The following is a 12,091-nucleotide window of genomic DNA, read 5'->3' on the forward strand; positions in this document are numbered from 1 at the left end:
AGAACAGGAAAAAGGTGGGGACCCCCGGCCCGGGGTCCCCACCTGTCCTGCGTCGCCTGTGGTCGGTTACTCGACGCCGAGGCGGGCCTTCAGCGTGTCGAGCTCAGCCCCCAGCACCGCCGGCAGCTTGTCGCCGAACTTGTCGAACCACTCCTGGATCTGCGGGATCTCGGCCTTCCACTCCTCGACGTCCACCTTCAGGACGGCCTCGAGGTCGGCGGCGGAGAGGTCCAGACCGGACACGTCGAGCGAGTCCGGGGTCGGCACGTAGCCGATCGGGGTCTCGACCGCCTCGGCCTTGCCCTCCAGGCGCTCCACGACCCACCTGAGGACCCGGGAGTTCTCGCCGAATCCGGGCCACAGGAACTGGCCCTCGTCGCCGCGCCGGAACCAGTTCACGTAGAAGATCTGCGGGAGCTTCGACGCGTCGCCGTCGCTGCCCTTGCCCATCTCGATCCAGTGCCGGAAGTAGTCACCGGCGTTGTAGCCGATGAACGGCAGCATCGCCATCGGGTCGCGCCGGACCACGCCGACCTGGCCGACGGCCGCGGCCGTGGTCTCGCTCGACAGGGTGGCGCCCTGGAACACGCCGTGCGCCCAGTCGCGGGACTGGCTGACCAGCGGGATCGTCGTCTTGCGCCGGCCGCCGAACAGGATCGCGTCGATCGGCACGCCGTTCGGGTTGTCGAACTCCGGCGACAGGATCGGGCACTGCTCGATCGGGGTGCAGAACCGGGAGTTCGGGTGGCTGGACACGCCCTCGGAGTCCGGGGTCCAGTCCTTGCCGTGCCAGTCGGTGAGGTGCGCCGGCGGCTCGCCCATGCCCTCCCACCAGATGTCACCGTCGTCGGTCAGCGCGACGTTGGTGAACAGCGAGTTGCCCTTCGCGATCGTCTTCATCGCGTTCGGGTTGGTGGTGTGGTCGGTGCCGGGGGCCACGCCGAACAGGCCGAACTCCGGGTTCACCGCGTACAGCCGGCCGTCCTCGCCGAACCGCATCCACGCGATGTCGTCGCCCAGCGTCTCGACCTTCCAGCCCGGGATGGTCGGCTCGAGCATCGCGAGGTTGGTCTTGCCGCAGGCGCTCGGGAACGCGCCGGTCACGTGGTAGACCTTGCCCTCCGGCGAGGTCAGCTTGAGGATCAGCATGTGCTCGGCGAGCCAGCCCTCGTCGCGGCCCATGACGGAGCCGATCCGGAGCGAGAAGCACTTCTTGCCGAGCAGGGAGTTGCCGCCGTAGCCGGAGCCGTAGCTCCAGATCAGCCGCTCCTCCGGGAAGTGGGTGATGTACTTCGTCGTGCTGCACGGCCACGCCACGTCGGCCTGGCCGGGCGCCAGCGGGGCGCCGACGGAGTGCAGGGCCGGCACGAAGACCGCGTCGTCGCCCATCGCCTCGAGGACGTGCGCGCCCATCCGGGTCATGATCCGCATGCTGCACACGACGTAGGCGGAGTCGGTGATCTCGACGCCGAACATCGGGTTCTCCGCGGTGAGCGGGCCCATGCAGAACGGGATGACGTAGAGGGTGCGGCCGGTCATGCAGCCCCGGTACAGGTCGGTCATGAGCGACTTCATGTCCGACGGCGCCATCCAGTTGTTGGTGGGGCCGGCGTCGGCCTCGTCCACCGAACAGATGTAGGTGCGCTCCTCGACCCGCGCGACGTCGGTCGGGTCGGTCCGGGTCCAGAACGAGTTCGGCTTGATCTCCGGGTTGAGGCGGACCATGGTGCCCGCCTCGACGAGCTGACCGGTCAGCCGCTCCCACTCCTCGTCGGAGCCGTCAACCCAGACGACCCGGTCGGGGGTGGTGAGCTCGGCGACCTCGCGCACCCACGCAAGGAGCTTCGGGTGCTGCGTGGGGGCTGCGTCGAGCCCCGGAATGGTGGCCGGAGCGCTCATCTGCAAATCTCCTCGTAGACGACAAAGCAGGCGCAAGCCCACTGGGTGGCATGAGCCTAAACCGACTGCTCACAGCGGTCATCCCGATCGCTTGTGAACAACTGCACAAGCCCTCGGCAGGTGCCGCATCCCTGCAGTTTCCTGCATTGTCATGTCCGATTTGCGTCAAGTTTGCGCAGCGGCTGGAGTTTTCACGGCCAAAATTGGCCTACGCCGCCGATTCTTTCTCACGGCTAAACCCGTTATAAAGTGGGTACCGTGCGCCACACCGACTACTCCCGCCTCGGCTGGCTCGGCGGTCCCCTGGCCCTCGACCTGGCCAACACGCTGCCGCTGGCCCGCCCCGACGCGCCCCTCGACCTGATCGGCACCGAGGAACAACTGGGCCTGTGGCTCGCCCACCAGGCGTACCGGCTGCCGGTCCCCCCGCCCGGCCTCGCCCGGTTCCACGGCTTCCGGCGGCTCCGCGACGCCCTGTTCCACGCGTTCGTGGCCACCTCCACCGGGCAGCCCCTGCCCCGCGAGATCATCGGCGCGCTCAACTCGGTCAGCAACCGCACGCCCGCCCAGCCCCGGCTGCTGGCCCTGCCGGACGGACTCCAGGTGGAGTACCGGGGGGCGAACCCCGTCGACATCTCCCTCGCCCTGGTCGCGGCGTCCGGGGTGCGGCTGCTGGGTTCCGGGCTGGGGAATCTGCGGCGGTGCGGGGCACCCGGGTGCGGGCTGTTCTTCCTCGGCACCGCCCGGAAGAAGTGGTGTACGGAGGCGTGCGGGACGCGGGCCCGGGCGGCGCGGCACTACCAGCGGGGGCGCGAGGCGCTGGCCTGGCAGGGCTGAGCTTCCCCTCGACGCGGGGCGCCAGCCGGCAGGCGGAGCGGGCACAGGTGCTGACCTGCGGTTTCGCGAGGACTCGCAGGTGTTGCCGGGGCGCCTTGCGGCGGTCGTTTATCGTCTGCGCCGGAAGGGTAATGGACACGGCTTGCGTTACGGCGCTCTCGATGTAACGCTGTAATCATGCCTGGACCTTACGGATACCCGCGCACCGAAGCGCCACCCACCGACGACGCCATCGGCTGGATCACCGGCCGCCTCCCCGAGGACTGGTTCGTCGGTCTGCAGATCTCGATCGACCGCGACGAGATCCTCATCGTCGGCCAGCTCCCCGAGCCGATCCTCCCCGACGACGCGACCGAGATCGACAAGGCCGCCGCCGAGGCCGGCCGGATCGAGCGGTTCCGCGAGCCGACCCGCGACCACCGGATCAAGCTCGCCCAGCAGATCGAGCACCGCTACCGGCGCAAGTGCAGCTGGGGCGCGACCTGCGGCGACACCCGGGAGCTGTTCACCACGCTGTCCGCACCCGTGATGAGCCGGCTCAAGCAGAAGGACCGCCTCGTCCTCGACACCCTGGTCAACGCCGGGGTGGCGCGGTCGCGCTCCGAGGCGCTCGCGTGGTGCGTGCGGCTCGTGGGCGAGCACGCCAACGAGTGGCTCAGCGACCTGCGCGGCGCGATGGAATCGGTCGACGAGCTCCGCCGCAAGGGCCCCGACCTGTAGGTCGCCCCACCGCTCGACCGCACGGTCCGGCATCCGCCGGGGCCCGACGACCACGTGTCGTCGGGCCCCGGCGTCACTGTCCCCCTAGCGGCGGGCTCCGGACGGTACCCCTCGACGGGTTTTGTCCTTTTTGGCGGGTCGGGAGGTCGGCGGCAGCGCCACGATCGCCAGCGGGGTCAGCTCCCGGGCCGAGCCCAGCGGGTCGTCACCGAGCACCTCCGCCGGGAACTCCCCCTGCCCCGCCCAGCCCAGCACCTGCGGCCCCGCGACGATCGCGCACCCACCCAGGGTCGCGTAGGCGTCGGCCGGCAGGCCCGTGCGCAGGGCGCCCAGCAGCGCGGCGCACACCGCGTCGGGGTCGTCCGGCGGGGCGATCACCGCGACGTCGGCGGGGAACACCGCGTCCTCCCGGGGCGTGGCCACCGCCCGCAACGCCGGACCGCCCACCTTGTACGCGAGCGCGCGCAGCCCCATCACCCGCAGCCCGCCCGCGCACACCACCCGGCCCAGGCCGGTCGCCTCGATCGCGAGCTGGGTCCGCCACGGCCCGCGGCGCACCCCGTCGCCGCGCGCGGTCAGCACCCGGGCCGGCAGCCCCGGCACGATCTCCCACAGGAACCGGGCCCGGCCCTGCGCGACGGCCACCGGCTTCGCGGCGAGCACCACGAACCACGGCGTGGTCAGCGCCTTGCGGTAGTTCCTGTCGGCGGCCAGGTGGCCGACGAACTCGGTGACGTAGTACCGGACGTTGTCGGCGAGCCGGTCACCGGCGCAGATCACGGGGGTCCGCACCGGGAACCGCAGCCAGCCGCCCGACTCCAGCAGGTGACCCGGGTTGGGTTCCAGCGGCCCGCGCAGGGTCGACGCCGGGGCCGGGGCCTCCAGGAGCCGCAACCAGCGCTCCACCAGGTACAGCCGCCAGAAGTGGTCCGCGTCCCCCCGCCGGCCGGCCAGCAGCGCCCCGAACCCGGCGAGCGCCGTGCGCTGGTCCGCCCACGGCCGGTTCGCGAACCGCTCCGACAGCAGCAGCGCGTAGATCCGGCCCCGGGAGGCGGTCAGCAGTTCGCGGGTCGGGGCCGGGTGCCGGAGCTGGTCGGCGCCCGTCAGCTCGGCGGCCCGGGCCAGCCCGGCGAGCTCCTTGCGCAGGGTGTCCCCGGAACCGACGGCCTCCGCGTACGGGGTCCGCACCGCCACCCCGAACCGGACCGCGCACCGGTCGGCGACCCGGGCCAGGTACGCCGTCGCCGCGTGCCGGTGCGCGTTCGCCGGCATCCGGTCCCCGGCCGCGAGCAGCAGGTTCGCGCCCGCCGGGTCGATCAGCGCGTCGACCTCGCCGGCCGCCGAGCGGACCGCCGCCCAGACCAGGAAGCCGGTCGGGTCGGGGACCGGTTCGCCCAGGTCGGCGAGGAACGCGTCCAGGTCCCGTTCGAACTGTTCGGGGCCGACGGCGACGACCCGGTGGGTGGTGCGCTCGTCGGCTCCGGTGAGCCGGGTGGCGTAGGCCTCCTCGCCGGTGTCGAGGGGCGAGAAGGTCGCGGAATAGACGGGTACCGGGTCGCCGTCGGTCGCGCCCAGGGCCACCGCGAGGGCCGCCGCGCCCGCCACGCCCTCCGCGAGCCGGACCCCGGTCCGGCCGGACCCGGTGGCGGCGGTCAGCGTGGCGGTGGCCGGCGCGACGGCGCGCATCGGCGCGGGCCGGACCATGACCGGCTCGACCCCTTCGCGGGTGACCGTGATGACCTGGCCGGGGAGTACCCGTCGGATGGCCGTGAAGAACGTCGCCTCGGTGTCGTCGCAGGCCCCGGTCGCGAGAAACCGCGCGATCGTCGCCGGGTCCGGGGTGGACGGGACGCCGGCGGCGAGCAGGGCGGCGGGCTCGGAGGCGACGAGGACCGTGTCGCGCCGGCCCCCTTCCAACGGTGCGCGGAGCACCGTCGTGTCCCGGTCGCCGGCCCGGTTGCGCAGCGGCGCGGCCGTGGTGGGCTCGCGGAGGACGGCGTAGTAGAGGGGCGGGCCGTCGCCGTTGCGGGCGAGGACCAGGACGCCGCGCGCCGGGTCGGCGAGGGCCATCGCGTACGGGTCGGTGCCGAGGAGCAGGGCGCGGGGGCCGTGCTCGGCGTACCGGCCCAGCAGGGTGGTCGCCTCCGCGATCCCGTCGAGCACGATCGCCGCACCCGCGCGGGTCTTGATCTCCGGTACCCCCGCGCGCAGCCCGAGCCCGAGGGCCGGCCGGCCGGGGGCGTGCCACGCGTTCGGGTCGCCGCCCCGGGGCGCGAGTGCGTGGGTCAGGGCGTCGAGGACAGCGGGCACTGACCCGAAATACGCGGCAATTCCAGCCATGTCGGTCATCTCCTGCGGGCGGGATGACCGATCTTAGCGCTTCCTCCAATATGTGCGATAAGCGGGCTATTTGCCGGTTAGTCGCTGGATCAGCTCGGCGGCGTCGGTCACCGGCCGGTCACAGACGAAACCCTTGCACGTGTACGCCGTCGCCGCCCCGCCCATCGCCGGCCGGTCCGAGAGCAACGGCACGCCCTCCTGGTCCGGCGCGCCGGCCACGATCACCGACCCGCCGGGCGCGTGCCGCCACGCCGTCCACAGGAGCTCCTCGACGTCCGTGCCGGACACCGCCACCTCCCACGGCCCCACCAGGTGCGACTCGGCCACGGCGGCGGCCCAGCCCGCGAACCGGGGATACTTCGCGATCAGCGGCGCGGTGGTCGCCAACGCCCCCTCGGCGGCCTCCCGGTACCGGGTCTCCCCCGTCAGCGCCGCGTACGCCGTCAACGCCCCGCACAGCGCCGTCACCCCGGACGGGCTCGCGTTGTCCGAGGGGTCGCGCGGCCGGACGACCAGTGCCTCCCCGTCGGCGGCCGTGTCGTAGAAGCCGCCCTCACCGTCCGTGAACTGCTCCAGCGCCACGTCGAGGAGCTGGCCGGCCAGGGTGAGCCAGCGGGCCTCGCCGGTGAGCTGGTGCAGGGTGCAGAAGGCCTCGGCGACGCAGCCGTAGTCCTCCAGGACGCCCGCCGGCGCGCCGACGACCCCGTCCCGCGACACCCGCCGCAGCCGACCGTCCCTCAGGTGCGCATCCGCGAGGAACCTCCCGGCGCGCACCGCGTGGTTGTAGGCGGCCTCCGCGATACTCTCCTGCTCCTGCGAGTCGCCGTCGGGGCCGGCCGGCCCGAAGGTGTCCACGAACCCGCTGAACTCCATCAGCGCCGTGATCGCCAACCCGTTCCACGCCGCCACGACCTTGTCGTCCCTGGCCGGCTGGGGCCTTTCCCGCCGGGCCCGCAGCAGCGTCCCCACGATCCGGCTCCACCGCGCGACGACCTCGGGCGCGGCGTCCTGGACGTCGCGGGACAGTTGCAGCACGCTCGTGCCGTGCTCGAAGGTGCCCGCCTCCGTCACCTCGAACAGGTCGGCGGCCCAGGCCCCGTCGTCCTCGCCGAGCACCTCGACCAGCTGGGCCGGCGTCCACGCGTAGGTCAGGCCCTCGACTCCGTCGGTGTCCGCGTCGAGAGCCGCGGCGAAGCCACCATTGGCCGGCTCGATGCCACCCTCGTGCGCCACGAACAGGTCGTCGACCAGGAACCACGCCGTGTCCAGCGCCACCCGGCGGGCCAACCTGTCCCCGGTCAACCGCCACAGCTGGGTGTACGCCCGCAGCAGCAGCGCGTTGTCGTACAACATCTTCTCGAAGTGGGGGACGGTCCACTCCGCGTCGACCGAGTACCGGGCGAACCCGCCGGCCAGCTGGTCGTACATCCCGCCCCGGGCCATCTGCTCGCACGTGTGCCGGACCATCTCCAGCGCCTCGGCCGAACCGGTGCGCTCATGGTGCCGGAGCAGGAACAACAGCACCATGGACGGCGGGAACTTCGGGGCGCCGCCGAAGCCGCCGTTCAGATTGTCGTACCCCTTGAGGAGCTGACCCACAGCCGAGTCGAGCAGGCCCGCGGTGATCTCGCCCCGCCCGGAGGACGCCGGGGCCAGCACGTCCACGATCGCCCGGCCCTGGGCGAGGATGTCCTCGCGCTGGGTGGCCCAGGCGGTGCCGACGGCCTCGACGACGGCGACGAAGTGGTCGCGCGGGAAGTACGTGCCGCAGTAGAACGGCTCGCCGTCGGGGGTCGCGAACACCGTCATCGGCCAGCCGCCCTGGCCGGTCGTCGCCTGGGTCGCGGCCATGTACACGGCGTCGACGTCGGGGCGCTCCTCCCGGTCCACCTTGATCGGGACGGTGTGCTCGTTGACGACGGCCGCCACGGCCGGATCCTCGAACGACTGGTGGGCCATCACGTGGCACCAGTGGCAGGCGGAGTAGCCGACGCTGATCAGGACCGGCACGTCGCGGCGCTTCGCCTCGGCGAACGCCTCCGGCCCCCACTCCCACCAGTCGACCGGGTTCTCCGCGTGCTGGAGCAGATACGGCGAGGTGGCGGAGCCGAGCCTGTTCATCCGGCCACTCTCCCACACCCCCCGATTCCGGGCGCCGGGAGCTGCGGAATCCGTCCGTTACCTGATTGCCGGGCTTGACGGGTCGCCTTATCCTCGGCATTGATCCGCATGGATCACGGGGATGAACGGGGAAGCAATGTCCATATCGGCTAGATCGCTGCCCGCGCGCGGGTTCGCTGTCGCGTTGGCGGCCACTCTGGGGTTCACCGGTCTGACGGTGCTCGGCACCGGCGGGGCAGCCTCGGCCGCGCCGCACTACGAGTACGCGCCCGTCACCGTCAGCGGGTACACCGACTCCAAGGATCCGCAGGCGACCTTCGACGGGGACTCGCAGGGCATGCGGATCGGCGGCTGGGCCGATGCCGCCGGCACGGTGCACAAGTCCCGGGCGTACGTCACGTTCGACCTGGCGTCGTTCGGGAACCGGACGGTCAGCGGGGCGACGCTCTACTTCCGGGAGCTGCAGCCCGCCGACTGCACCAAGCGCGCGATCGAGGTCTGGCAGACCAAGCCGATCGACACCAACCCCAGCTGGTTCCGCTCGCCGGTCTCGCTGAGCAAGCTCGACGAGTCGCTGACGCCGGAGTACTGCCCGGCGCAGTTCTCCACCGACATGTCCGCCGTGGTCAACGCGGCGCTGGCCAGCCGGCAGAAGAAGATCACCATCAAGTTCAAGGTGCCGGACAACCTCGAGGGCGACGTCAGCTACGGGCGGCGGATCTCGTACACGATCCTGTCGGTGAAGTACAACTCGCTGCCGACCGTGGACGGGACGCACCTGTTCAACGGCGGCCGGCCGTGTGCCGACAAGGCGCCGTTCCCGGTGCTCGGGGGCTTCGCCGGGATGTTGCAGGCCGTCGGGAAGGACGCCGACGCGCAGGACTACCTGCGCCACGAGTTCGCCGTCTGGCCGGCCGACGACCCGGCCGCCCGGACCGTGGCCACCGCGGACTACGGCCGTTCGGGGTGGGTGAACACCGTCAACCTCGCCGAAGGTGTGCTGGTCAGCGGCAGGACCTACTCCTGGCAGGTCCGGGTCGGCGACGGGCAGGACACCTCCGCGTGGTCGAGGACGTGCACGTTCGCCTTTGACAACGTCGCTCCGCCCGCGCCCACCCTCACGTCGAGCTACCCGACCGGTGGCGAGGAGGGACCGCCCCCGGGCGTGCCCGGCGTGTTCACGTTCTCCGGCGGGGGCAACCCGGACGTGGCCGGTTTCGAGTACACCTGGGGATCGGTCTTCAGCGTGCCGGGCTGCTCCGTGAGCGGCGACGCCGGCCAGCTCGAATGCGCCGCCGACCCGCTCGCGGGACACCAGATCGTGCGCGCCACCACGCCCGGCGGCACCGCGGCGGTCACGCTGAGCCCACCCGACTCCGGCCCGCAGCGGCTGATGGTGCGCTCCGTGGACCGCGCGGGCAACCGGTCGTCCGAGCACGCGACGTTCGAGGTGTGGATGCCGTGGACGGACCCGCAGGTCACGGCGACGGGTACGCCGGAGTGGGGCGAGCAGGTGACGCTGCGGTTCGCGCCCGGCGCCGGGGTCACCGGGGTCACCTCCTACGAGTACCAGATCAACTCGGGTGAGTCCCGGCAGGCGACCGCGGGCGCGGACGGCACGGCGACGATCACCTTCCTCGCGGAGAACAGCAACGGGTACTCCGTCCGGGTGCGTTCCCACAGCTCCAACGGGTTCGTGTCCACCGAGGCCAACTGGTCGCACTACTTCTACCCGTGGCCGGGCGTGCGCTCGGACATCTACGGGCAGTGGGAGCCGGCCGGCGGCGTCGGCGTGGCCGGCACGTTCACCTTCTCCCGGCCGCCGGGCTGGACCACGGTGCACGAGTACCGGTACTCGTTCAACGGCGGCCCGGAGCTGACCGTCGCGGCCGGGCCGGACGGGAGGGCCAGCGTCACCTGGACGCCGACGGAGAGCGGCGGCGCCTACCTCGACGTGTACGCCTTCCGGCCCGACGGCTCCCAGAGCGACTACGGCAACTTCTACGAGTTCACGGTCGCCTGACCTGGGCGGGGCCCCGGCGTACCCGTCGGGGCCCTCCGCTCTGCAGTGACCCCGGTCACAACTGTCACAAACTCCCGGATGGGTTCGTCAGTGCTGTGTCGAACAGAAACCCTCCCCGAGGAGACAGTCATGCAGGCACGGATGTCCAACCCCGCCATGGTCCTCACCGACGCCGGTAAGGCGATCAACGCGCTCTACAAGGTCAGCCACTCCGGCGGCGTCCCCCAGACGACGCTGGAGCTGGTGCACCTGCGCGCCAGCCAGATCAACGGGTGCAGCGCCTGTGTGGACTCCGGCGCGCGCACCGCCAAGAAGAACGGCGAGACCGACGAGCGACTGTTCGCGGTGGCCGCGTGGCGGGAGACCCCGTACTTCACCGACGCCGAGCGCGCCGCCCTCGACCTCGCCGAACACGCCACCCGGCTCGCCGACAAGACCGACCCGGTGCCGGACGCGATCTGGGAGGCGGCCGCCGCGCACTACACCGAGGAGCAGCTCGCCTCCCTCGTGATGTGGATCGCGACGACCAACTTCTTCAACCGGCTCAACGCCACGACCCGGCAGCCGGCGGGGCAGAACTGGGGCTGAGTGGGGCCGGAGCCGTCAGGGGGACTGTCGCCACAGCCCTCCTGACGGCTCCGTTTCCGTTCGGATCGCGGGTTCCACCTTCCGCTGCGCGCGGCCGGCTCCGCTCTCCTCAGCGACCCACTTCCGCCGCCCGATGGCCGCGCATACTCCGACGGGTCCCGCGCGGGGTCGAGCGTGACCTCCCCGCTCGCGGGCGGCGCTCCGTCACCCCTCCTCGCAGCCGATGCCGTCGTTGTCCCCGTCGAGTCCGTAGACGTCGGTGCCGATGACGGCCACCGGGCCCTGCACGTACGCCGGCCCGTTCCCGGGGCCGCCCGCGCAGTCGACGTCCGTCGCGACGGGCACGCAGCCGCCGTAGTTGGAGTCGCAGGGAGCTGAGGCCTGTGGGCCCAGCCCGGGTTCCACCGGGCCCAGCCCTGGCTCCACCGGGGCCGTCCCCTGGCCGAGAACCGGGCCGTCAGCGGGAGCCTCCCCCGAGGCCCCGGCCCCGGCCGCCGCGCTGGCACCCGCCGGGGCGGGCACCACATCCGAGGCGAGCGCGGCCGCCGGCCAGAGGCTGAGTACGAGAAACGCCGCGAACGCCGCCGCGCGTGTTGTGATCATGGGCCCTCCCCCGTGCCTGGCCCCGGCCGGCCGCCTGAGAGAACGCGGGCGACTCTCCACACCGGACGAGACTCCGGACAAACCCCTGCGCCACCCCGCCGGGCTCACCGTCGACCCGTCGGGCTCACCTCGACGCTACGCCTGACCGGGCGCCCGGCGGCGGATCAAGTCCAGGTTCGCATCGGTGCCCCGGGGCTTTCCACGGCGAATGTGCCGACTACGCCGTTCCCGTCGGTTCATGCTGATCGACCCGTGCTCCGCGCACCACACCGAAGCCTCCCCGGCGGCTCCGATTCCGCCCTACTCGCAACCGACCCCGTCGTCGTCCCCGTCGAGGTCGTAGATATCCGTGCCGATGACGTAGACCGGGCCCCGGACATAAGCTGGCCCGTTGCCCTTGCCGCCCGCGCAGTCCACGTCACTCGCGATCGGGACGCACGGCCCGCTGTAGTTGGGGTCGCACGTCGGCGCGGACCTCGTACCCACCGACGTCACCTCCGTGACCGGGGCCGTCGTCACCACGTCCCGCAGCAGCTTCCGCCCCAGCTCCTTGCCGTCCTCGACGGTCACCTCGAAGGTGAGGGTCCGTTTGCCAGGCACGCCGTACGTCGTCACGGCGGTGGTGCCCTCGGTGCGCGACGGGTCGTTCACCGTTCGCCTCTCGAAGGGGATGTCCTTCGTCTCGGTGACGATCCGCCTCTCCACCACGGGAGCGGGCACGGCGGTCGTCGGGACGACGCTGGGAGCGGCCGGCGTCGCACGGCTGGCTGGCGTGGCACTGACGACCTCAGGGCTGGGCGGAGCGGACCCGCCGGGCTCCGCCGGGCTGCACGCCACCGAGGCCGAGAACACGAGTACGGCGACCGCCAGCGGCGCGGCGAACTGCCGTGCCACAACTGAGATATCCATCGAGGGCCTCCCCTCGAGCCTAGTCCCGCCCGAGGTCCGCGCCCGTTCCCT

At 72.2% G+C, this 12,091-nt stretch carries 9 protein-coding genes; 4 read left to right on the forward strand and 5 right to left on the reverse strand.

The window, feature by feature from the left end:
• Positions 1-66: 66 nt before the first annotated feature.
• Positions 67-1,899, reverse strand: a complete 1,833-nt coding sequence (locus tag PT931_RS15680; RefSeq protein WP_456246475.1) for a phosphoenolpyruvate carboxykinase (GTP) — start codon at positions 1,897-1,899, stop codon at positions 67-69.
• Between the two features lie 258 nt (positions 1,900-2,157).
• On the opposite strand from PT931_RS15680, the gene PT931_RS15685 reads away from it, so the two are divergent.
• A complete protein-coding gene (locus tag PT931_RS15685) occupies positions 2,158-2,736 on the forward strand; it encodes a CGNR zinc finger domain-containing protein (RefSeq protein WP_456246476.1) in 579 nt (192 codons plus the stop codon).
• 177 nt (positions 2,737-2,913) lie between these two features.
• A complete protein-coding gene (locus tag PT931_RS15690; protein WP_456246477.1) occupies positions 2,914-3,456 on the forward strand; it encodes a hypothetical protein in 543 nt (180 codons plus the stop codon).
• Positions 3,457-3,540: 84 nt separating this feature from the next.
• Here the strand turns inward: PT931_RS15690 and PT931_RS15695 are convergent, their stop codons facing one another.
• The gene (locus tag PT931_RS15695; RefSeq protein ID WP_456246478.1) at positions 3,541-5,796 is read right to left on the reverse strand and encodes a hypothetical protein; all 2,256 of its coding nucleotides are present in this window, start codon (positions 5,794-5,796) and stop codon (positions 3,541-3,543) included.
• 66 nt (positions 5,797-5,862) lie between these two features.
• Positions 5,863-7,917, reverse strand: a complete 2,055-nt coding sequence (locus tag PT931_RS15700) for a thioredoxin domain-containing protein (RefSeq protein ID WP_456246479.1) — start codon at positions 7,915-7,917, stop codon at positions 5,863-5,865.
• A 184-nt stretch (positions 7,918-8,101) separates the two neighbouring features.
• Here PT931_RS15700 and PT931_RS15705 point away from each other — a divergent pair, with 184 nt between their 5' ends.
• A complete protein-coding gene (locus PT931_RS15705) occupies positions 8,102-9,940 on the forward strand; it encodes a hypothetical protein (RefSeq protein ID WP_456246480.1) in 1,839 nt (612 codons plus the stop codon).
• Positions 9,941-10,069: 129 nt separating this feature from the next.
• The gene (locus PT931_RS15710) at positions 10,070-10,528 is read left to right on the forward strand and encodes a carboxymuconolactone decarboxylase family protein (RefSeq protein WP_456246481.1); all 459 of its coding nucleotides are present in this window, start codon (positions 10,070-10,072) and stop codon (positions 10,526-10,528) included.
• A 204-nt stretch (positions 10,529-10,732) separates the two neighbouring features.
• Here PT931_RS15710 and PT931_RS15715 read toward each other — a convergent pair whose 3' ends face one another.
• Both PT931_RS15715 and PT931_RS15720 read right to left on the reverse strand, forming a co-directional pair.
• On the reverse strand, positions 10,733-11,131 hold the full coding sequence (locus tag PT931_RS15715) for a hypothetical protein (RefSeq protein ID WP_456246482.1): 399 nt from the start codon (positions 11,129-11,131) through the stop codon (positions 10,733-10,735).
• 300 nt (positions 11,132-11,431) lie between these two features.
• Positions 11,432-12,040, reverse strand: a complete 609-nt coding sequence (locus PT931_RS15720; protein ID WP_456246483.1) for a G5 domain-containing protein — start codon at positions 12,038-12,040, stop codon at positions 11,432-11,434.
• Positions 12,041-12,091 lie beyond the last annotated feature (51 nt).

It is taken from the genome of Longispora urticae (assembly GCF_053902585.1).

What these genes read in the sequence shown, in the direction of transcription:
- PT931_RS15690 (WP_456246477.1), top strand. Translation starts at nt 2,914, where the DNA reads ATGCCTGGACCTTACGGATACCCGCGCACCGAAGCGCCACCCACCGAC.
- PT931_RS15680 (WP_456246475.1), bottom strand. Translation starts at nt 1,899, where the DNA reads ATGAGCGCTCCGGCCACCATTCCGGGGCTCGACGCAGCCCCCACGCAG.
- PT931_RS15710 (WP_456246481.1), top strand. Translation starts at nt 10,070, where the DNA reads ATGCAGGCACGGATGTCCAACCCCGCCATGGTCCTCACCGACGCCGGT.
- PT931_RS15695 (WP_456246478.1), bottom strand. Translation starts at nt 5,796, where the DNA reads ATGGCTGGAATTGCCGCGTATTTCGGGTCAGTGCCCGCTGTCCTCGAC.
- PT931_RS15715 (WP_456246482.1), bottom strand. Translation starts at nt 11,131, where the DNA reads ATGATCACAACACGCGCGGCGGCGTTCGCGGCGTTTCTCGTACTCAGC.
- PT931_RS15720 (WP_456246483.1), bottom strand. Translation starts at nt 12,040, where the DNA reads ATGGATATCTCAGTTGTGGCACGGCAGTTCGCCGCGCCGCTGGCGGTC.
- PT931_RS15700 (WP_456246479.1), bottom strand. Translation starts at nt 7,917, where the DNA reads ATGAACAGGCTCGGCTCCGCCACCTCGCCGTATCTGCTCCAGCACGCG.